Here is a 19,959-nt window from a genome sequence, read left to right as displayed (position 1 = left end):
GGTGCGGTCCGGCGGTGCCGGACCCGCATCGGGCCTACCGGACCGGGTGACCCGCCTCGTGCAAGGCGTTCTTGACGTCGGCGATCCTCAGGTCGCCGAAGTGGAAGACCGACGCGGCCAGCACCGCGTCCGCGCCTGCCGTCACCGCCGGAGCGAAGTGCTCCAAACGTCCCGCGCCGCCGCTCGCGATGACCGGGACCGTGACGTGCTTGCGCACGGCCCGGATCATCTCGGTGTCGTAGCCGTCCTTGGTGCCGTCGGCGTCCATGGAGTTCAGCAGGATCTCCCCGGCGCCCAGCTCCGCCGCGCGGTGCGCCCACTCGACGGCGTCGAGGCCGGTGCCGCGGCGGCCGCCGTGGGTGGTGACCTCGAAGCTGCCGGAAGGGGTGCGGCGGGCGTCGACCGACAGGACGAGGACCTGCCGGCCGAAGCGCTCGGCGATCTCCCGGACGAGCTCCGGCCGCTCGATGGCCGCCGTGTTGACGCCCACCTTGTCGGCACCGGCCCGCAGCAGCTTGTCGACGTCGGCCGCGGTGCGCACACCGCCGCCGACGGTCAGCGGGATGAAGACCTGCTCGGCCGTGCGGCGGACCACGTCGTAGGTGGTCTCGCGGTTGCCGGAGGAGGCGGTGATGTCGAGGAACGTCAGCTCGTCGGCGCCCTCCCGGCCGTACACCTTGGCCATTTCCACCGGGTCGCCCGCGTCGCGCAGGTTCTGGAAGTTGACGCCCTTGACGACACGGCCGTTGTCCACGTCCAGGCAGGGGATGACTCGGACCGCCAGGGTCATGTGCTCGTTGCTCCTCGGTACGCTTCCAGCTCTACTTCGACCAGCACGCGCGAGTCGACGAAGCCGGAGACGACGACCAGGGTCGCCGCCGGGCGGACCGCGTCGAAGAGCTCCTTGTGGGCGCGGCCCACCTCGTCCACGTCTCGCGCGTGGGTCAGGTACATCCGGGTGCGGACGACGGCCCCGGGGCCGAGTCCGAACCGCTCCAGCGCGGCGAGGGCGTTGCCGAAGGCCGACCTGGCCTGTTCGTACGGATCGCCCTCGCCGTGCAGCACGGTGCCGGTGAACGGCATGGTGCCGGCCACCAGCACACGGTCTCCCGCCGCGACCGCGCGCGCACAACCGAAGGCCTCTTCCCAGGGACTGTCGCTCTGCACACGCTGCACGGCTTCGGTCATGCGGACACAGCCTCCAGGGCCTCTTCCAAGGTGAACGCCTTGGCGTAGAGGGCCTTTCCGACGATGGCGCCTTCGACACCCTCCGGTACCAGGTTGGCAATCGCCCGCAGGTCGTCAAGGGAGGAGACTCCGCCGGAGGCGACGACCGGCTTGTCGGTGGCCGCGCAGACGTTCTTCAGCAGCTCCAGGTTGGGGCCCTGGAGGGTGCCGTCCTTGGCGATGTCGGTGACGACGTAGCGGGCGCAGCCCTCGGAGTCGAGGCGGGCGAGGGTCTCGTAGAGGTCGCCGCCGTCGCGGGTCCAGCCGCGGCCGCGCAGGGTGGTGCCGCGGACGTCCAGGCCGACCGCGATCTTGTCGCCGTGCTCGGCGATGACCTTGGCGACCCACTCGGGGGTCTCCAGGGCGGCGGTGCCCAGGTTGACGCGGGTGCAGCCGGTGGCGAGGGCGGCGGCGAGCGAGGCGTCGTCGCGGATGCCGCCGGACAGCTCGACCTTGATGTCCATGGCCCCGGCCACCTGGGCGATGAGCTCGCGGTTGTCACCGGTGCCGAACGCGGCGTCCAGGTCGACCAGGTGCAGCCACTCGGCGCCCGAGCGCTGCCAGGCGAGGGCCGCCTCCAGCGGGGAGCCGTACGAGGTCTCGGAGCCGGACTCGCCGTGGACGAGGCGCACGGCCTGGCCGTCGCGGACGTCGACGGCGGGGAGGAGTTCGAGCTTGCTCACAGGGTTCCGATCCAGTTGGTGAGGAGCTGGGCGCCGGCGTCGCCGGACTTCTCGGGGTGGAACTGGGTGGCCCACAGCGGGCCGTTCTCCACGGCGGCCACGAAGGGCTCGCCGTGCGTGGCCCAGGTGACCTTGGGGGCGCGGATGTTGGGGTTGGTCACCTCCAGGCTCCACTCGCGCACCGCGTAGGAGTGCACGAAGTAGTAGCGGGTGTCCGCGTCGAGGCCGGCGAAGAGCTGCGAGTCCGCGGCGGGCGTGACGGTGTTCCAGCCCATGTGCGGGACGACGTCCGCCTTGAGGGGCTCGACGACGCCGGGCCACTCGTCCAGGCCCTCGGTCTCCACGCCGTGCTCGATGCCGCGCTCGAAGAGGACCTGCATGCCGACGCAGATGCCCATCACGGGGCGGCCGCCGGAGAGGCGGCGCCCGACGAGCCAGTCGCCGCGGGCGGCGCGCAGGCCCTGCATGCAGGCGGCGAAGGCGCCCACGCCGGGCACGAGGACGCCGTCGGCGTTCATGGCCTTGTCGTAGTCGCCGGTGATCTCGACGTCCGCGCCGACGTGGGCGAGGGCGCGCTCGGCGGAGCGGACGTTGCCGAAGCCGTAGTCGAAGACGACGACCTTCTTCTTCGGGGCGCTCATGACCACAGTCCTTCGATCCGGAGGGTGCCGGCGGTCAGGCACATCGCGGCGCCTATCCCGAGCAGCACGACGATGCTCTTGGGCATGCCCTGCTTGAGGAAGGAGATGATGCCGCCGACCAGGAAGAGGCCGACGACGATGAGCGTGGTGGACAGGCCGTTCACAGGGCACCCTTCGTGGAGGGGAGGATTCCGGCGGCGCGCGGGTCGCGCTCGGAGGCGTAGCGCAGGGCCCGGGCGAGGGCCTTGAACTGGCACTCCACGATGTGGTGCGCGTTGCGCCCGTACGGGACGTGCACGTGCAGGGCGATCTGTGCCTGCGCGACGAAGGACTCCAGGATGTGCCGGGTCATCGTCGTGTCGTACGTGCCGATCATCGGCGCCATGTTCTCGGGCTCGGTGTGCACCAGGTAGGGGCGGCCGGAGAGGTCGACGGTGACCTGGGCGAGGGACTCGTCCAGCGGGACCGTGCAGTTGCCGAAGCGGTAGATGCCCACCTTGTCGCCGAGGGCCTGCCGGAAGGCGGCGCCCAGCGCGAGGGCGGTGTCCTCGATGGTGTGGTGGGTGTCGATGTGCAGGTCGCCGTCGGTCTTGACGGTGAGGTCGAAGAGGCCGTGGCGGCCGAGCTGGTCGAGCATGTGGTCGTAGAAGCCGACCCCGGTCGACACGTCGACCTGCCCGGTCCCGTCGAGGTCGATCTCGACGAGAACGGAGGTCTCCTTGGTGGTGCGCTCTACGCGGCCCACGCGGTTCATACGGTGGTCTCCTTGCGGTTGCGCCGCCCGCGGCGCGCAATACGATCGGCATCGACCCGGACCCGGCCGGGGGTCCGGGGGTTGCCCCCCGGGAGAAGCAGCACGCGGCCCACGCGGTTCATACGGTGGTCTCCTTGCGGTTGCGCCGCCCGCGGCGCGCAATACGATCGGCGTCAACCCGGACCCGGCCGGGGGTCCGGGGGTTGCCCCCCGGGAGAAGCAGCACGCGGCCCACGCGGTTCATACGGTGGTCTCCTTGCGGTTGCGCCGTCCGCGGCGCGCAATACGATCGGCGTCAACCCGGACCCGGCCGGGGGTCCGGGGGTTGCCCCCCGGAAGAAGCAGCACGCGGCCCACGCGGTTCATACGGTGGTCTCCTTGCGGTTGCGCCGCCCGCGGCGCGCAATACGATCGGCATCGACCCGGACCCGGCCGGGGGTCCGGGGGTTGCCCCCCGGGAGAAGCAGCACGCGGCCCACGCGGTTCATGACTTGCTCTCCTTCAGTACGGCGCGGACCGCGTCCAGGAACGCGTCGTTCTCCTGCGGGGTGCCGGCGGTGACCCGCAGCCACCCCGGTACGCCGTTGTCGCGCACCAGCACGCCGTGGTCGAGGATGGCCCGCCACGCGGCAGGGCTGTCCTCGAAGCGGCCGAACTGGACGAAGTTGGCGTCCGAGTCGGTCACCTCGCAGCCCATCGCGCGCAGCTCGGTGACCAGGCGGTCGCGCTCGGCCTTGAGCTGCTCGACATAGCCGAGCAGGGTGTCCGTGTGCTCCAGGGCGGCCAGCGCCGTGGCCTGGGTGACGGCCGACAGGTGGTACGGCAGGCGGACGAGCTGGACGGCGTCGACCACGGCCGCGTCCGCGGCGAGGTAGCCGAGCCGGAGTCCGGCGGCGCCGAACGCCTTGGACATGGTGCGGGAGACGACGAGGTTCGGGCGGCCTTCGATGAGCGGCAGCAGCGAGGGGCCGTGGCTGAACTCGCCGTACGCCTCGTCGAGGACGACCAGCGAGGGCCCGGCCGCCTGCGCGGCCTCGTACAGCCGCAGGACCGTCTCCGCCCCGACCGCCGTGCCCGTGGGGTTGTTGGGCGAGCAGACGAAGACGACGTTCGGCCGGTGCTCGGCGATGGCTCGCTCGGCCGCCTCCACGTCGATGGTGAAGTCGTCGCGGCGAGGGCCGGAGATCCAGCCGGTGCCGGTGCCGCGCGAGATCAGGGCGTGCATCGAGTACGAGGGCTCGAAGCCGATCGCGGTGCGGCTGGGGCCGCCGAAGGTCTGCAGCAGCTGCTGGAGGACCTCGTTGGAGCCGTTGGCCGCCCAGACCTGCCGCATGCCGACCTCGTGCCCGGCGGTGCGGGTGAGGTACCTGGCCAGCTCGGTGCGGAGCTCGACCGCGTCCCGGTCGGGGTAGCGGTTGAGGTGCCGCGCGGCCTCGGCGACGCGCTCGGCGATGCGGGCGACGAGGGGCTCGGGCAGCGGGTAGGGGTTCTCGTTGGTGTTCAGGCGTACGGGCACGTCCAGCTGGGGGGCGCCGTACGGGGACTTGCCGCGCAGCTCGTCCCGGATGGGGAGGTCGTCGATACGGGTCTCGTGCGTCACTTGCCGTCCGGTACCTTCCAGTCGAAACGCGCCTTGACCGCGGCCCCGTGCGCCGGCAGGTCCTCCGCCTCGGCGAGCGTCACCACGTGGCCCGCGACCTCGGCCAGGGCCTCGCGGGTGTAGTCCACGACGTGGATGCCGCGCAGGAAGCTCTGGACGGAGAGGCCGGAGGAGTGGCACGCGCAGCCGCCGGTGGGCAGCACGTGGTTGGAGCCGGCGGCGTAGTCGCCGAGCGAGACGGGCGCGTACGGGCCGACGAAGATCGCGCCGGCGTTCTGCACGCGGGCGGCGACGGCCGCGGCGTCGGCGGTCTGGATCTCCAGGTGCTCGGCGCCGTAGGCGTCGACGACGGCGAGGCCGTGGTCGACGGAGTCGACCAGGACGATGCCGGACTGGCGGCCGGAGAGCGCGGGCACGATCCGGTCCTCGACGTGCCGGGTCATGGCGACCTGGGTCTCGAGCTCCTTCTCCACCGCGTTCGCGAGGTCCTCCGAGTCGGTGACGAGGACGGAGGCGGCCAGCGGGTCGTGCTCGGCCTGGCTGATCAGGTCGGCGGCGACGTGCACGGGGTCGGCCGTGGCGTCCGCGAGGATGGCGATCTCGGTGGGGCCGGCCTCGGCGTCGATGCCGATGCGGCCCTTGAGCAGCCGCTTGGCGGCGGCGACCCAGATGTTGCCCGGGCCGGTGACCATGTTGACGGGGCGGCACTCCTCGGTGCCGTAGGCGAACATGGCGACGGCCTGGGCGCCGCCCGCGGCGTACACCTCGTCGACGCCCAGCAGCGCGCAGGCGGCCAGGATCGTGGGGTGCGGCAGGCCGCCGAAGCCGGCCTGGGGCGGGGAGGAGACGGCCATGGAGCCGACGCCGGCCTCCTGCGCCGGCACCACGTTCATGATCACGGACGAGGGGTAGACGGACCGGCCGCCCGGGACGTACAGCCCGACGCGCTGGACGGGCACCCAGCGCTCGGTGACCGTGCCGCCGGGCACGACCTGGACGGTCTTGTCGGTGCGGCGCTGCTCGCGGTGGACGATCCGGGCGCGGCGGATGGACTCCTCCAGCGCGGCGCGCACGGCGGGGTCGAGCTCTTCGAGCGCCCGGGCGATCGCCTCGGCGGGGACCCGGATCCGGTCGAGCGTGACGCCGTCGAACCGATGCGCGTAGTCGATCAGGGCCGCGGTACCGCGATGATGCACGTCCTCGCAGATGGGCCGCACCTTCTCCAGGGCGGCCTCGACGTCGAGTTCGGCTCGGGGCAGCAGGTCGCGGTCGACGCCGGCCTCGGGGGAGCCCGGGGCGGAGGCGGAACCACGCAGATCGATTCGGGAGATCACACGGTAATTGTCTCAGACCCGTCCCGTCGCGCGGCGCCCCGTACCACTCAGTGGTACGGGAGTTTCACCGAGAGTGTTCAATCGGTCACACGTTTGGGAAAGGGGACAGTACACCGGGGTGCACGGGACGGGAGGGGGGACGGAGCGTGACCGACCCGACGGACGGCGACCCGCCGGCGGAGCTCGAGCTGACGCCCCCCGAGCGGGCCATGTGGGAGGCCTTCCGCCGCGGCGGCACCCACGACCTGCGCGCCCCCCGCCCCGAGTGGAACGATCCGCGCGCGCCGCACGCCTGGGGGCCCGAGCGCAGCGTGCGGGCCCGGCTCGTGGCCCTCCTCCTGCTGGACGGCCCGCCCGCGCTGCCCGGCCGCGTCTGCGCCCTCAAGCTCAACGGCGTGCAGATCACCGGCCAGCTCGACCTGTCGGGCGGCACGGTCGTGCCGTACGTCGAGATGCACAACTGCCGCTTCGAGCAGGAGGTGCTGCTGCCCGAGAGCCACTTCACGACGCTGCGGCTGGTCGCCTGCGCCCTGCCCCGGCTGGAGGCGGCCCGGCTGCGCACCGAGGGCGATCTGCACCTGCCGCGGTGCGCCGTGCGGCGCGGCATCCGGCTCACCGACGCCCAGATAGGCACCGACCTGCTGCTCAACCAGCTGGTGGTGCGGGCGGACCGGCGCGGGGTGTCCATCGCCGCCGACGGCATCAGCGTCGGACAGGACCTGCAGGCCGAGATGATGCGCTCGTACGGCGAGCTGAGCATGCGGGCCGCCACGATAGGGGTCTCGCTGAGCCTGCGCGGCTCCACGCTGAGCAATCCGCAGGGGCGGCGTGCGCTCAACGCCCCGCAGCTGACCGTGGAGCGCACGCTCTACCTGACCGGGGCCGGGGTCGGCGGCTATCCGTTCGCCACGGGCGCCACTCCCCCGTACGGCATCACCACCACCCCGCAGCACGGCGTCCGCACCCAGGCCTTCGAGTGCCGCGGCGGGGTCCGTCTCGACGACGGCCGCTTCGGCGACGCCGTCGACTTCAGCCAGGCCCGGTTCGTCCTGGAGTCCGACCAGGAGCTGTCGCTGCGCCGCGTCCAGACCCCCGAGCTGCGCTTCCTCGGCGAATGGGTCCAGCGGGGGCGGGTGGTGCTCTCCGGTGCCCGCGTCTCCAACCTGGTCGACCGCTACGCGAGCTGGCCCGGCCCCGGCCATCTGGTGATGGCCGGCTTCTCCTACGAGACGCTGATACCGCTCGGCCACTTCCCCCTGGCCCTGCGCCTGGAGTGGCTGGCGGCGGCCACCCCCGAATACGCCCCCGAGCCGTACGAGCAGCTGGCCGGCGCCCTGCGCGACAGCGGCGAGGACGCCGACGCCCGCGCCGTCCTGCTCGCCAAGCAGCGGCGCCGCCGCGAGACGCTCCCCCCGGCCGGCAAGGCCTGGGGCTACCTGCAGGACTGGACGGTGGCCTACGGCTACCGCCCCGGGCGGGCGGCGGTGTGGATGGCCGTGCTGTGGGCGGCCGCCGCGGTCTACTTCACCTGGCGGCCCGTGCCGCCGCTGAAGGAGGGCGAGGGCCCCGCCTGGAGCCCCGAGCTCTACGCCCTCGACCTGCTCGTCCCCGTCATCGACCTCGGACAGGGCGGCGCCTGGCGGCCCACCGGCGCCACGCAGTGGGTGGTGACCGCGCTCATCCTGCTGGGCTGGGTGCTCGCGACGACCGTGGCGGCCGGGGCGTCGCGCCTGCTGCGCCGGCAGTGAACGCCGGGGCGGCATCGCTGCACAGGCCATTAGGCTTACCGGCTGTGACCACCGCGCGCCTGCCCCTCTTCCCGCTGAACTCGGTGCTGTTCCCTGGGCTCGTCCTGCCCCTGAACGTCTTCGAACAGCGGTACCGCGCGCTGATGCGCGACCTGTCGGCGCTCCCGGAGGAGGAACCGCGCCGCTTCGGCGTCGTCGCCATCCGCGACGGCAGCGAGGTCGCGCCCACGGCGCCCGGGCTGCCCGAGGGCGCCCGCCCCGAGCCCGGCCCCGCCTCCGGTTTCGGCCCCGATCCCCGCAAGGCGTTCCACGCCGTGGGCTGCGTGGCCGACGCGGCGACGATCCGCGAGCGCTCCGACGGCACGTACGAGGTCCTCGCCACCGGCACCACCCGCTTCCGCCTGCTGTCCGTCGACGCCTCCGGCCCCTACCTGACCGGCGAGGTGGAGGACATCGAGGAGGAGCAGGGCGAAGGGGCGGGCGCGCTCGCCTCCGGGGTCGTCCGCGCCTTCCGCGCCTACCAGAAGCGGCTCGCCGGGGCGACCGAGCGCACGCTCGCCGGGCAGAGCGACCTGCCGGGCGAGCCGTCCGTCCTCTCCTACCTGGTCGCCGCCGCGGCGATGCTCGACACCCCCGCCAAGCAGCGGCTCCTGGAGACGCCGGACACGGCCACGCGGCTCGCGCGCGAGCTGAAAATGCTGCGCACCGAGACCGCGGTGATCGCTAAGCTCCCCTCGCTGCCGGCCGTCGACTTCACCCGGCGGCCCACCAACCCCAACTGACCCGACGGGACGGACCCTTGGCACGCAAGGCCGGCAAGCAGCAGGCGGGCTCGACCCCGGCGATCGTCGCCCTGGAGAAGGCGGGGGCCGCCTTCTCCGTGCACTCCTACGCCCACGACCCGGCGGCCCCGTCCTACGGCGAGGAGGCGGCGGAGGCGCTCGGGCGCGATCCCGCGCAGGTCTTCAAGACGCTCGTCGCCGAGGTCGACGGCGCCCTGACCGTGGCCGTCGTGCCCGTCTCCGGCTCGCTCGACCTCAAGGCGCTCGCGGCGGCTGTCGGCGGCAAGCGGGCGGCCATGGCCGACCCGGCGGCCGCCGAGCGCACCACCGGGTACGTACGGGGCGGCATCTCCCCGCTCGGGCAGCGCCGGCGCCTGCGGACCGCGCTGGACGCCTCCGCACGCTCCCACGCGACCATCTGCGTCTCGGCCGGGCGGCGCGGCCTGGAGGTCGAACTCTCCCCCGCGGACCTGGCCGCCCTCACGGACGCGGTGATCGCTCCCATCGCCCGCGCGTGACCCCGCGGGCGCCGGGGGTCTGGACGGCCGCCCGTCCCTCGGCTACGACCGTCAGGAGCGGGCCGCCGCGCGTGCCGCCCGCGACTCGGGAGGGACGCCCATGTCGAAGCGCACCCGCAAGCGCCGCTGGCGCCTGAAGAAGAACCGCGCCAACCACGGCCGCAGGCCGGCGTAGCCGCACGCCCTCACCGGGCCGGGCCGGGAATCCGGCCGGGCCGGGCCCGGCCCGGTACCGCGGGCGGCTGCGGATTCCGCCGGACACTCGCCACCGTGGCCGCTCACCGTCGCGGCGGGAGGGTGGGCAGCGGCCGCCCCGTGCCCGGTGTTTCCGCTCCGGCGGTGCCGGGCCGGCGTCAGGCCGAGGGGCCCGGCTCTTCCGGGACGGACCAGTGCGGTTCCGGTTCCGGGTCGCGGGGGCCGAACAGCGCCGTCAGGAGCAGGTGCACCGCCATCGCCGCCAGCGGCCACGCCAGCAGCGCGCCCTTGGCCGCGAGCTTCAGCGGGGCGTCGAAGACGACACCGCGCCCCGCCGCGCGGGCCGCCGCCACCACGTCCGTCGTCGGGCCGAGCGCGGTGCCCACGCGCCAGGCGATCACCGAGGCGACCAGGGAGCCGGCCGCGAGGCCGATGACCAGCGGGAGGCCCCCGTGGCGGCGGAGCAGGAAGACGACCGCGCCGCTCAGCGCGCCGAACCCGAGCGCGAGCAGCACGAACGTGCCGTCGGCGCCGATCGCCTGCTCCCCCTCGCTGTTCTTGAGGTAGACCGCCTTGCCGTCCGAGATCAGCGGCACGCGCGGCGCCAGCCACACCCACAGCAGCCCGAGCAGCACTCCGGCGACGGCCACCGCCGCGGCGACGACCGCGGCCTGCCGCACCTCGGTGCGGAGCTCCTCCCGGTCGGCGGGGAGAACGGCGGGGCCGTCCTCGGCTGGCTGCTTGCCGGCGGGCGGGTCATGCGGCGTCAGGGGTGCGGTCACCCTGTCATCGTGCCAGGTCGGGGCCGCCGGACCCGCGGCAGTACGGTCCTGGCGCGTCACCGCACGGCCGCCCGGCGGTACGCCCAGGTCGCCGCGGCCAGCGACACGACGCCGACGGCGGCGCACACGCCGAGGTCGGCCGCGACCACGGCCCAGTCGGGGCTGGCGTCGAAGCTGCGGGCCAGCGCCTCCACCCCGTACGTGGAGGGCAGCAGGTCGCGGGCGTAGGCGATGGGCGCGGGCATGTGGGCGGCGGGCAGCACGCCCAGCAGCAGCGCGGCCGACATGCCCAGCTGCCCGCAGAGCGTGGCCAGCTCCTGCCGGGGGGCGAGCAGCCCGAGGGCCGCGCCGAGCCCGGCGAGGGCCGCGCCGGAGAGGGGGATCACCGCGGCGAGCACCCACAGGTGCCCCATCGGCAGGTCGAAGAGCACGCTGCCGACGACCGCGGTGACGGCCGTGCCGGGCACGGTGAAGGAGGCGTACGCGCCGGCCGCGCCGAGGACGACGGCCGCGGGCGGCACCGGCAGCGTGGCGTAGTGGTCGAGGCCGCCGCCGGCGCGCAGCTGCCCGAAGTACTGGGCGAGGAGGTTGAGGGCGACGAAGGCCACGACGAGCACGCTGGAGCCGGCCACGACGGCGCGCGCCTCGTCGCCGCCGTCCACCACTCCGCGCATCATGATCATGATGCCGACGGACTGGAACGTGGCCACGAAGAGCAGCGGGATCCGCGCCACCTTGGCCCGCGAGAGCTGCGCGCGGTACACGGCGGCCAGGGCGGGCAGCAGCTTCGCCCTGGGCGCGAGCGGGGCGGCGTCCTCGCCGCCGGACCGCGGCCGGGAGTCGCTCCCGGTCCGGACCGCCCCGGACACCGCCTCTGCGGATACAGCACTCACCCGGCACAGCTCCTGTTCGGTCGGGTCCGGTGACCCCTTCTCTCCGTCGCCCCCGTCACGCCTTCACCAGCCCGTCCGCGCGGCCGCCGAGCGCCAGGTACACGTCCTCCAGGCTCGGCGTGGTCAGGGTGAAGTCGTCGAGCGCGGCGAAGGCGGGCCCGCCGGTCACGGCGGCGACGGCCGCACGCGCCTCGGCGGGGGCGAGCCGCAGCGTCCAGCGGCGCCCCGCGGCGTGCGCGGCGTCGCGCAGCGCGGCGACCTCGGGGACGTTCAGCGGGGCCTCGTCGCGCCAGACGAGCTCGACGCGGACCTCGTCGCCGACGAGCTCCTTCAGCCCCGCGGGGGTGTCGCAGGCGATGATGCGTCCGCGCTCCAGCACGGCGACGCGGTCGAGGACGGTCTCGGCCTCGATGACGTTGTGGGTGACGAGCAGGACGGTCGCCCCGCGCTCGGCGCGCCGCCGGTCGACGGCGGCCCAGACGGCGCGGCGGGCCACGGGGTCCATGCCGGCGGTGGGTTCGTCGAGGACGAGCACGGGCCGGTCGCCGACGAGGGCTGCGGCGAAGCAGGCCAGCCGGCGCTGGCCGCCGGAGAGCTTCTTCAGCGGGCGGCCGGCGAGGTCCGTGAGGCCCAGCTCCTCGAGGACGGCGTCGCGCTCGGCGCGGGCGGCGCGCAGGGTGAGCCCGCGCAGCCGGCCGGTGGTCTCGGCGGCGAGGGAGACCGTCAGCTCGTCGAGCGCGGTCGACTCCTGGCCGAGGTAGCCGACGAGGCGGGCGGCGCGCTCGGGGTGGCGCACGAGGTCGTGGCCGAGGAGCTCGACGCTGCCCTCGTCGGGCCGGAGCAGGCCGGTCAGCTGGCGCACCAGGGTGGACTTGCCAGCCCCGTTGGGGCCGAGCAGTCCGAAGATCTCACCGCGCCGGACCTCCAGGTCGATGCCGTCGCTGGCGCGCACGGCGGCGGTGCCGGGCGCACCGCGGCGGCCGCGCGCGGCGGGGTAGGTCTTGACCAGGCCGCGCACGGTGCACACCGTGGCGGCTGCCGCCGCCTCTTTCACGCCCGTCCTCACGAGCTATGAGGGTACGCGGTTGGGCTCGCGCCCCGGCCGTTGGGGCGCCCGAAGACGGGGCGTGGTGCCGTCAGTCGCCCACCGGCGCCTTCTCCGCGGCCGTGCGCGTGTCGATTTCGCGCCAGAACCCGGCACGGATCGCATAGCGGTCGTGCTCGTCGATCTGGTCGTCCTTGTGGGCGAGGAGCCCGAACCGGGCGGCGTAGCGGAGCAGCTCGCCGTCGATGCGGTGCGGGATGCGCGGGTACTCGGTGGAGAGGTGCTGCAGGTGGACGGCGTCGGGGAGCCGCTCGGCCCAGCGCCGGGCGAAGACCTGGCCGACCTCGAAGGGGTCGCCGCCGACGGTGGTGATGTCCTCCTCGCGGTCAGCCCAGCGCTGCTCGGCGCTGGTGAGCTGGGCGAGCATCGGCAGGGAGGCGGTTTCGGGGGGCTCGCCGAGCCCGGTGCCGGTGCCGCGCTCGATCCAGCCCTTGTCGGAGGACCAGCGCAGGGTGGCGTTGGCGGCGAGGGCGCCGCCCTGGCCGCCGCCCTGGCCCGGCTGCCCGCCGGGGCCGGACTGGGCCGCGGCGGGCTGGCCGGCGGGGCCGCGGCCGAGGATGGCGAGGTCCTTGGGGGTGGGCACGCCCCGGGCGGCGGGGGTCTCCGGCGCGTCCTGCTCGTCGCGCTCGCCGTCGGCGCCGGGGACCGCGGCGGGCCGGGAGCCGTTGCGCTCGGCGGGGACCGGCTCGGCCTGGCGGGGGGCCGGGGCCGTGCCGGCCGCGGCGGTCTCGGGGAGGGGGGCGGAGAGGATCGCGGCGATCTCGGGGCGGGGCGCGGGCTGCGGGGCGCAGGGCCCGGTGAGCTCCTTGGCGCGGACGGCGCGGGTGATCCACGTGCGGTCGAGGACGCGGCGCTCGTCGGCCTCGGCGACGAGGTCCTCGGACTGGTTGTAGTCGCCGTCGGCGGCCTGGACGGCCCACAGGTGGACGGCGACGCCGTGCTCCTTGGCGGACATCAGACCCGGGAGGAGGTCGCCGTCGCCGGTGACGAGCACGATGTCGGAGCAGGCGCGGTTGCGGGCGAGCTCGGTGAGCTCGGCGTGCATGGCGGCGTCGACGCCCTTCTGCGCCCAGCGGCCGTCGCTGCGGGTCAGGGCCCCCAGCCGGACGGTGACGCGGGGCATGACGCGCAGCCTGCGGTGCTCGGGCTGGGGCACCCGGTCGGGCGCGCCGTCGAACCAGTAGATCCTCAGCAGGGGCTGCTCGGTCTCGGCCTCGGCGCGCTCGCGCAGCCCCTGGATGAGGATCGCGTGGTCGACGGAGATGCGGGACCGGGCGGGCTCGCCGGCCAGCAGGCTCGCGGCGGCGCCCAGCAGGTACCCGGCGTCCACCAGGACGACGCAGCGGTCCACGTTCCACCCTCTTTCTGTGCGTGCAGAAATTGCGGTCGCCCCCCGGCACGGCAAGCAGTGCCCCGGTTCTCCTCGGCTTTCCCTGGAGTCTGCCCGACCGTGCGGGGGTTATCAGTCCGAACTGGATCTTCGGCGTGGCGGATACGCCTTCCCGGCGGTAAGTGCACGGATCACGCACGGTAATTACCCGAAATGCGCCATTCGCCGGTGCGTGCGAGTGTGTTCGGCGGGGGGACACCCCGAGTGGAGGCTGAGCATGGCGAAGAACCGGAAACAGGACAGGAGCCAGCAGCGGGGCAGCGCCGCCGAGCGCGGGCAGCAGCAGGCCAAGAGCTCCTCGATCGAGTCCCAGAGCGAGCAGCGGGCCACGCAGGTCACCCCGGGCGACATGGCCCGCAAGAGCAAGCAGAAGCGCTTCGGGCACAACTGACCGGTGCCCGGACGGCAACCGGCCGATAGGCGACGGCGCTCGGCAGCGCTTTGATGCAGCGAGGGGCGCGCCCGGATCCTCCGGGCGCGCCCCTCGTGCGCGGGTACGGGTTCCGCCGGTGCTCAGCCGGCCAGGCAGGACGGGCCGAGCAGCTGCTTCAGGTCGCCGAAGAGCGCCGGGTCGGGGGTGACCCGGTGCCGGTCCAGGCGCAGGACGGTGGTCTTCCGCGGGCCCTGGAGCTTGATCCGCACCTCGGTGGAGCCGCGGTGGTGGGTGAGCACCTGGCCGAGCCGCTCGACCATCGGCGGGGTGACCTTCACCGTGGGGATGGTGATGATCACGGGGGCGTTGGTGCCCGCGTTGGAGAGGTCGGGGACCATCAGCTCCATGGCCACCAGCCGGGGGATGTCCTCGCGCTTGTCGAGACGGCCCTTGACGAAGACGACGGCGTCCTCGACGAGCTGGGTGGAGACCAGCTGGTAGGTGGCGGGGAAGAACATGCAGTCGATGGATCCGGCCAGGTCCTCGACGCTGGCGATGGCCCAGGCGTTGCCCTGCTTGGTCATCTTGCGCTGCAGGCCGGAGATGATGCCGCCGATGGTGACGATCGCGCCGTCGGCGTGCTCACCGCCGGTGAGCTGGGAGATCCCGGCGTCCGCCTTGTCGTTGAGGACGTGCTCGATGCCGAAGAGCGGGTGGTCGGAGACGTAGAGGCCGAGCATCTCGCGCTCCTGCGCGAGCAGGTAGGCCTTCTCCCACTCGACGTCGGAGAACTCCACGTCCAGCCCGAAGCCGGGGCCGTCGTCGCCGCTGTCGTCGCCCATGCCGCCGAAGAGGTCGAACTGGCCCTCGGCCTCCTTGCGCTTGACCTGGACCACGTTGTCGATCATCGGTTCGTAGTGCGCGGTGAGGCCCTTGCGGGTGTGGCCCATCTCGTCGAAGGCGCCGGCCTTGATCAGTGATTCGACGGTGCGCTTGTTGCAGACGACGGCCTCGACCTTGTCGAGGAAGTCGGGGAAGGAGGCGTACTTCCCCTTGGCCTTGCGGCAGCGGATGATCGAGTCGACCACGTTCTGTCCGACGTTGCGGACGGCGGTGAGGCCGAAGAGGATCACGTCGTCGCCCTGGGCGGCGAAGTTGGCCTCGGACTCGTTGACGTTCGGCGGGAGCACCTTGATGCCCATGCGCCGGCACTCGTTCAGGTAGATCGCCGACTTGTCCTTGTCGTCGCGCACGGAGGTGAGCAGCGCGGACATGTACTCGGCGGGGTAGTTCGCCTTGAGGTAGGCGGTCCAGTACGAGACGAGGCCGTAGGCGGCGGAGTGGGCCTTGTTGAAGGCGTAGCCGGCGAAGGGGACCAGCACGTCCCACAGGGCCTGGATGGCCTCGTCGGAGAAGCCCTTCTTCTGCGCGCCTTCCTTGAAGAAGACGAAGTTCTTCGCCAGCTCGTCGGGCTTCTTCTTGCCCATGACGCGGCGGAGGATGTCGGCCTCGCCGAGCGAGTACCCGGCGACGATCTGCGCCGCCTTCTGCACCTGCTCCTGGTAGACGATCAGACCGTAGGTGACACCGAGAACCTCTTCGAGGGGCTCCTTCAGCTCCGGGTGGATCGGGGTGATCTCCTGCTGCCCGTTCTTGCGCAGCGCGTAGTTCGTGTGCGAGTTCATGCCCATCGGGCCCGGCCGGTACAGGGCGGACACGGCGGAGATGTCTTCGAAGTTGTCGGGCTTCATCAGCCGCAGGAGGGACCGCATGGGCCCGCCGTCGAACTGGAAGACGCCGAGGGTGTCGCCGCGCTGGAGCAGCTCGAAGGTCGTGGGGTCGTCGAGCGGGAGGGCCAGGAGATCGATGTCGATCCCCTTGTTGGCCTTCACCATCTTGACGGCGTCGTCCATGATCGTGAGGTTGCGCAGGCCCAGGAAGTCCATCTTCAGCAGGCCGAGCGACTCACAGCTCGGGTAGTCCCACTGGGTGATGGTCACGCCGTCGGTGTGCCGCACCCAGACCGGGACGTGGTCGGTGATCGTCTCGCTGGACATGATCACGCCGGCCGCGTGCACACCCATCTGCCGGACCAGGCCCTCGACGCCGCGCGCGGTGTCGATGACCTTCTTGACGTCCGGCTCGTTCTCGTACATCCCGCGGATCTCGCCGGCCTCGCTGTAGCGCGGGTGCTGCGGGTCGAGGATGCCGGAGAGGGGGATGCCCTTGCCGAGGACGTCCGCGGGCATCGCCTTGGTGAGGCGGTCGCCCATCGCGTACGGATAGCCGAGGACGCGGGCGGAGTCCTTGATCGCGTTCTTGGCCTTGATGGTGCCGTAGGTGCCGATCATGGCAACCTTGTCGGCGCCGTACTTCTCCGTGACGTACCGGATCACCTCGGCGCGCCGGCGCTCGTCGAAGTCGATGTCGACATCGGGCATGGAGATGCGCTCGGGGTTGAGGAACCGCTCGAAGATCAGGCCGTGCGGGATCGGGTCGAGGTCGGTGATGCCCATGGCGTACGCGACGATCGAGCCGGCCGCGGAGCCTCGGCCGGGGCCGACCGCGATGCCCTGGTTCTTCGCCCACATGATGAAGTCGGCGACCACGAGGAAGTAGCCCGGGAAGCCCATCGAGATGATCGTGTCCATCTCGTACTCGACCTGCTTCATGCGGTCTTCGGGGATGCCGCCGGGGAAGCGGCGGTGCATGCCCCGCATGGTCTCCTCGCGGAACCAGGTGACCTCGGTGTAGCCGTCGGGGATGTCGAACTTGGGCATCAGGTTCCGGAACTGGAACATGCCCTCGGTGTCGATCTGGTCGGCGACCAGGCGGGTGTTGGCGCAGCCCTCCTGCCAGGCGTCCGAGGAGTCGATGGCGTACATCTCGTCCGTGGACTTCAGGTAGTAGCCCGAGCCGTCGAAGCGGAAGCGGTCGGGGTCGGAGAGGTTCTTGCCGGTCTGGATGCACAGGAGGGCGTCGTGCGCCTCGGCCTCGTGCGCGTAGGTGTAGTGCGAGTCGTTGGTGACCAGGGGCGGGATGCCGAGCTTCTTGCCGATCTCCAGCAGGCCGTCGCGGACGCGGCGCTCGATCTCGATGCCGTGGTCCATCAGCTCCAGGAAGTACCGGTCCTTGCCGAAGATGTCCTGGTACTCGGAGGCGGACTTCAGGGCCTCGTCGAACTGGCCGAGGCGCAGCCGGGTCTGCAGCTCGCCGGAGGGGCAGCCGGTGGAGGCGATCAGGCCCTCGGACCACTGGCTGATGGTCTCCTTGTCCATGCGGGGCCACTTGGTCAGCCAGCCCTCGGCGTAGGCGTCGGAGGACAGCCGGAAGAGGTTGTGCAGGCCGGTGGCGTTCGCCGCCCAGATCGTCTTGTGCGTGTAACCGCCCGAGCCCGAGACGTCGTCCCGCTTCTGGTGCGGCTGGCCCCACTGGATCCTGCGCTTGTTGCGCCGGGACTCGGGGGCGACGTAGGCCTCGATGCCGATGATCGGGATGATCCCGGCCTTCTGGGCGGAATGGTAGAAGTCGTACGCGCCGTGCAGGTTGCCGTGGTCGGACATGGCGATGTGTGTCATGCCCATCTCATTGCAGGCATTGAACATGTCCTTGAGCCGCGCGGCACCGTCCAGCAGGGAGTACTGGGTGTGGACGTGCAGGTGCGTGAAGGGCGGCTTCGTGGCCACGGTGGGAGACCTCCGGCGGTGGTGGCTGCGGGTCGGGCGGGACAGTTTTGAAGGTTACCGGCCCCCACCGACAGCCGCGGGCACGCGCCGGTAGCCTCACGCGTTGAGCACCACAGCACTGATGTTCGCTCCATGCCCCACCCCAGGAGGACCCCGCGATGGCGACCGAGCACGACCGGGCCGCGCAGCGCGGCGAGGAGATCCTCGCCGTTTTCGACACCGCCTTCGGCGAGCTGCTCGCGGCCGACCCCGCCGCCTTCCGCGTGAAGTTCCGGAAGATGGCGGCCTCCGCCTTCGCCTTCTACCGGGGCACGGCCTGCCTCTTCTACCGGGACCTGGCCGCGGAGGCGCCCGACGGCGCCGCCGGGCCGTACCTGGACGAGCGCACGAGCCGGGTGTGGATCCACGGCGACCTGCACGCCGAGAACTTCGGCACGTACATGGACGCGGGCGGCCGCCTGGTCTTCAACGTCAACGACTTCGACGAGGCCTACGTCGGCCCCTTCACCTGGGACCTCAAGCGCTTCGCCGCCTCCGTCGCCCTGATCGGCTACACCAAGGCCCTCAGCGACGAGATGATCACCGACCTGGTGCGGACCTACGCCGCCGCCTACCGCGAGCGCATCCACGCCCTGGCCACCGGCTCCGCGGAGGACGGCCACACGCCCTTCACCCTCGACACCGCCGACGGCCCGCTGCTCGGCGCCCTGCGCGAGGCCCGCTCGATGACGCGCTTCGGGCTGCTCGCCTCCATGACGGAGATCCGGGACTTCGACCGCCGCTTCGCCTCCGACGGCGGCGCCGTCGAGCTGGACGCGGCCACGCGCTACAAGATCCTCGCGGCCTTCGACGGCTACCTGGAGACCCTCCCGGACACGAGCCTCGCCCGCCCCGACTCCTACCGGGTCAAGGACGTCGTCGGCCGCCGCGGCATCGGGATCGGCAGCGCCGGCCTGCCCTCGTACAACATCCTCCTGGAGGGCAACAGCGACGCCCTGGAGAACGACGTCGTCATCTACATGAAGCAGGCGCAGACCCCGGCGGTCTCCCGGCACATCGCCGACCGCGCCGTGCGCGACTACTTCCGGCACGAGGGCCACCGCACGGTGATCTCCCAGCGCGCGCTGCAGGCCCACGCCGACCCGTGGCTGGGCTGGACCGAGCTGAACGGCACCGGGCAGCTGGTGGCCGAGGTCTCGCCGTACGCGGTCGACCTGGACTGGTCGGACATCGACGACCCGGCCGAGATCGCGGCCGTCGTCGCCGACCTGGGCCGCGCCACGGCCGCCATGCACGCCGCGGCGGACGACCAGAGCGGCCACTCCCTGGTGCCCTTCTCCACCGAGCGGGCCATCGACGCCGTGATCGCCGCCGACGAGGAGGGCTTCGCGGAGCTCCTGACCGGCTTCGCCCACTCCTACGGGGCCCGGGCCCGCGCGGACCACCAGATCTTCGTGGACCTCTTCCGCAACGGCCGCATCCCCGGCCTCTAGGGCCGCCCGCGGGCCCGGCTCCGGGGCCGCCTTTAGTCACGGTTTACGGCGGGTCGTGCCAGACTCGTTCCCCATGGACATATCGGCGGCACGGCTGCGGGCACTGCGCGCGGCGCTGTTCACAGCGCTGTGCGTGACGCTGTCCGCGGGCTCCCACGTGCTGCTGTCCGGCACCGGCCTGCCCCTGGCGACGGTCGCGGTGACCGCGGCCGCCGTGTTCGCGCTCGCGTACGCCCTGGCGGGCCGCGAGCGCGGCTTCACGCGGATCGCCGCGCTGTTCGTCCCGCTGGAGCTGGCCTCCGACGCCCTCTTCTCCGCCGGCCAGGAGAGCTGCTACGGCGCGGGCGGGCACGCCGTGCCGGGTGCGCTGACCGCCCTGTGCGGCGGTGGCACCGTCGGCGGGCCCTTCGCCCCCGCGCCGGGCCCGGACACCGCCGCCTGGCTGCTGCTCGCCGCCCACGTCGCCGTCGGCCTCCTGGCCGCCGCGTGGCTGCGGCTCGGCGAGGCGGCACTGGTCAGGCTGCTGGGCACGCTCGCCGGGGCGGCCCTGCGCCGCCTGCTGCCGGCCCTGGCCGCGGTCACCGCGGGCGGGCCGCACCGGGCCGCGCCCGTACGGGCCGCCGGCCCCGCCCGCGGGGCACCGGCCCTCCCCCTCCTCGTGCACTCCGTCGTCCGCCGTGGACCGCCGCCCGGGCCCGCCCCCGCCTGAGCACGAGCACCACGCACCACGCACGACCGAGCACGGAGAGCATGAC

The 19,959-nt window shown here is 72.9% G+C and carries 20 protein-coding genes; 7 read left to right on the top strand and 13 right to left on the bottom strand.

All coding sequences use genetic code 11. The features are described 5' to 3' along the window. Positions 1-34 precede the first annotated feature (34 nt). The 8 genes from hisF to hisD all read right to left on the bottom strand — a co-directional run bounded on the left by hisF (position 35) and on the right by hisD (position 6,239). Positions 35-790: an imidazole glycerol phosphate synthase subunit HisF gene (gene hisF / locus NQU55_RS29245; protein WP_168091268.1), complete on the bottom strand. Its 756-nt coding sequence runs from the start codon at positions 788-790 to the stop codon at positions 35-37. Continuing rightward, a complete protein-coding gene (locus NQU55_RS29240; protein ID WP_168091269.1) occupies positions 787-1,188 on the bottom strand; it encodes a RidA family protein in 402 nt (133 codons plus the stop codon). The genes hisF and NQU55_RS29240 overlap by 4 nt, the downstream gene beginning before the upstream one ends. Next, the gene (gene priA / locus NQU55_RS29235) at positions 1,185-1,910 is read right to left on the bottom strand and encodes a bifunctional 1-(5-phosphoribosyl)-5-((5-phosphoribosylamino)methylideneamino)imidazole-4-carboxamide isomerase/phosphoribosylanthranilate isomerase PriA (RefSeq protein ID WP_168091270.1); all 726 of its coding nucleotides are present in this window, start codon (positions 1,908-1,910) and stop codon (positions 1,185-1,187) included. Before priA ends, NQU55_RS29240 begins: the two co-directional genes overlap by 4 nt. Continuing rightward, positions 1,907-2,551 carry an imidazole glycerol phosphate synthase subunit HisH gene (gene hisH, locus NQU55_RS29230; protein ID WP_206328927.1) on the bottom strand — a complete coding sequence of 215 codons (645 nt, stop codon included), beginning with the start codon at positions 2,549-2,551 and terminating at the stop codon, positions 1,907-1,909. The genes priA and hisH overlap by 4 nt, the downstream gene beginning before the upstream one ends. Beyond that, positions 2,548-2,715 carry a CG2302 family histidine operon protein gene (locus NQU55_RS29225; RefSeq protein WP_168091272.1) on the bottom strand — a complete coding sequence of 56 codons (168 nt, stop codon included), beginning with the start codon at positions 2,713-2,715 and terminating at the stop codon, positions 2,548-2,550. Before NQU55_RS29225 ends, hisH begins: the two co-directional genes overlap by 4 nt. Further along, complete coding sequence (gene hisB, locus NQU55_RS29220) at positions 2,712-3,305, bottom strand: imidazoleglycerol-phosphate dehydratase HisB (protein ID WP_058044853.1); 594 nt, start codon at positions 3,303-3,305, stop codon at positions 2,712-2,714. Before hisB ends, NQU55_RS29225 begins: the two co-directional genes overlap by 4 nt. A gap of 484 nt (positions 3,306-3,789) precedes the next feature. After that, positions 3,790-4,905, bottom strand: coding sequence for a histidinol-phosphate transaminase (locus NQU55_RS29215; protein WP_256791473.1), 1,116 nt, complete (start codon positions 4,903-4,905; stop codon positions 3,790-3,792). Then, a complete protein-coding gene (gene hisD / locus NQU55_RS29210) occupies positions 4,902-6,239 on the bottom strand; it encodes a histidinol dehydrogenase (RefSeq protein ID WP_256791471.1) in 1,338 nt (445 codons plus the stop codon). The genes NQU55_RS29215 and hisD overlap by 4 nt, the downstream gene beginning before the upstream one ends. Before the next feature lie 146 nt (positions 6,240-6,385). Here hisD and NQU55_RS29205 point away from each other — a divergent pair, with 146 nt between their 5' ends. The 4 genes from NQU55_RS29205 (at position 6,386) to NQU55_RS37335 (ending at position 9,462) form a co-directional block, all read left to right on the top strand. Next, positions 6,386-7,987 (top strand): oxidoreductase, encoded by a 1,602-nt coding sequence (locus NQU55_RS29205; RefSeq protein WP_168095697.1) that lies wholly within the window; start codon positions 6,386-6,388, stop codon positions 7,985-7,987. A 44-nt stretch (positions 7,988-8,031) separates the two neighbouring features. Then, the gene (locus NQU55_RS29200; RefSeq protein WP_168095698.1) at positions 8,032-8,769 is read left to right on the top strand and encodes an LON peptidase substrate-binding domain-containing protein; all 738 of its coding nucleotides are present in this window, start codon (positions 8,032-8,034) and stop codon (positions 8,767-8,769) included. Positions 8,770-8,786: 17 nt separating this feature from the next. Then, complete coding sequence (gene ybaK / locus NQU55_RS29195) at positions 8,787-9,287, top strand: Cys-tRNA(Pro) deacylase (protein ID WP_168095699.1); 501 nt, start codon at positions 8,787-8,789, stop codon at positions 9,285-9,287. A 100-nt stretch (positions 9,288-9,387) separates the two neighbouring features. Next, complete coding sequence (locus NQU55_RS37335) at positions 9,388-9,462, top strand: 50S ribosomal protein bL37 (RefSeq protein WP_430542707.1); 75 nt, start codon at positions 9,388-9,390, stop codon at positions 9,460-9,462. A 178-nt stretch (positions 9,463-9,640) separates the two neighbouring features. Here NQU55_RS37335 and NQU55_RS29190 read toward each other — a convergent pair whose 3' ends face one another. The 4 genes from NQU55_RS29190 to NQU55_RS29175 form a co-directional block, all read right to left on the bottom strand. After that, the gene (locus tag NQU55_RS29190; protein ID WP_168095700.1) at positions 9,641-10,264 is read right to left on the bottom strand and encodes an ABC transporter permease; all 624 of its coding nucleotides are present in this window, start codon (positions 10,262-10,264) and stop codon (positions 9,641-9,643) included. Between the two features lie 56 nt (positions 10,265-10,320). Beyond that, complete coding sequence (locus NQU55_RS29185) at positions 10,321-11,157, bottom strand: ABC transporter permease (RefSeq protein ID WP_168095701.1); 837 nt, start codon at positions 11,155-11,157, stop codon at positions 10,321-10,323. Positions 11,158-11,212: 55 nt separating this feature from the next. Continuing rightward, positions 11,213-12,184 (bottom strand): ABC transporter ATP-binding protein, encoded by a 972-nt coding sequence (locus NQU55_RS29180; protein ID WP_256791485.1) that lies wholly within the window; start codon positions 12,182-12,184, stop codon positions 11,213-11,215. Between the two features lie 109 nt (positions 12,185-12,293). Beyond that, positions 12,294-13,613 (bottom strand): NYN domain-containing protein, encoded by a 1,320-nt coding sequence (locus NQU55_RS29175; RefSeq protein ID WP_168096631.1) that lies wholly within the window; start codon positions 13,611-13,613, stop codon positions 12,294-12,296. A 256-nt stretch (positions 13,614-13,869) separates the two neighbouring features. Here NQU55_RS29175 and NQU55_RS29170 point away from each other — a divergent pair, with 256 nt between their 5' ends. Further along, complete coding sequence (locus NQU55_RS29170) at positions 13,870-14,043, top strand: hypothetical protein (protein ID WP_168096632.1); 174 nt, start codon at positions 13,870-13,872, stop codon at positions 14,041-14,043. A 122-nt stretch (positions 14,044-14,165) separates the two neighbouring features. Here the strand turns inward: NQU55_RS29170 and dnaE are convergent, their stop codons facing one another. Beyond that, positions 14,166-17,711, bottom strand: coding sequence for a DNA polymerase III subunit alpha (gene dnaE, locus NQU55_RS29165; protein WP_256791470.1), 3,546 nt, complete (start codon positions 17,709-17,711; stop codon positions 14,166-14,168). Between the two features lie 158 nt (positions 17,712-17,869). On the opposite strand from dnaE, the gene NQU55_RS29160 reads away from it, so the two are divergent. Together NQU55_RS29160 and NQU55_RS29155 are read left to right on the top strand one after the other, a co-directional pair. Beyond that, the gene (locus tag NQU55_RS29160; protein WP_168090830.1) at positions 17,870-19,204 is read left to right on the top strand and encodes a DUF2252 domain-containing protein; all 1,335 of its coding nucleotides are present in this window, start codon (positions 17,870-17,872) and stop codon (positions 19,202-19,204) included. A 73-nt stretch (positions 19,205-19,277) separates the two neighbouring features. Then, positions 19,278-19,913 carry a hypothetical protein gene (locus NQU55_RS29155; RefSeq protein WP_168090829.1) on the top strand — a complete coding sequence of 212 codons (636 nt, stop codon included), beginning with the start codon at positions 19,278-19,280 and terminating at the stop codon, positions 19,911-19,913. Positions 19,914-19,959 lie beyond the last annotated feature (46 nt).

This window comes from Streptomyces telluris (assembly GCF_024519335.1).
GTDB lineage: Bacteria > Actinomycetota > Actinomycetes > Streptomycetales > Streptomycetaceae > Streptomyces > Streptomyces telluris.
The sequence above is the reverse complement of the archived record's forward strand: the minus strand, read 5'-3'. Positions and strand labels throughout refer to the sequence as shown.

Excerpts from the sequence above, each read along its gene's own strand:
- hisF (WP_168091268.1), bottom strand. The coding sequence starts at position 790 with ATGACCCTGGCGGTCCGAGTCATCCCCTGCCTGGACGTGGACAACGGC.
- NQU55_RS29170 (WP_168096632.1), top strand. The coding sequence starts at position 13,870 with ATGGCGAAGAACCGGAAACAGGACAGGAGCCAGCAGCGGGGCAGCGCC.
- NQU55_RS29155 (WP_168090829.1), top strand. The coding sequence starts at position 19,278 with ATGGACATATCGGCGGCACGGCTGCGGGCACTGCGCGCGGCGCTGTTC.
- hisH (WP_206328927.1), bottom strand. The coding sequence starts at position 2,551 with ATGAGCGCCCCGAAGAAGAAGGTCGTCGTCTTCGACTACGGCTTCGGC.
- NQU55_RS29160 (WP_168090830.1), top strand. The coding sequence starts at position 17,870 with ATGGCGACCGAGCACGACCGGGCCGCGCAGCGCGGCGAGGAGATCCTC.
- hisB (WP_058044853.1), bottom strand. The coding sequence starts at position 3,305 with ATGAACCGCGTGGGCCGCGTAGAGCGCACCACCAAGGAGACCTCCGTT.
- NQU55_RS29240 (WP_168091269.1), bottom strand. The coding sequence starts at position 1,188 with ATGACCGAAGCCGTGCAGCGTGTGCAGAGCGACAGTCCCTGGGAAGAG.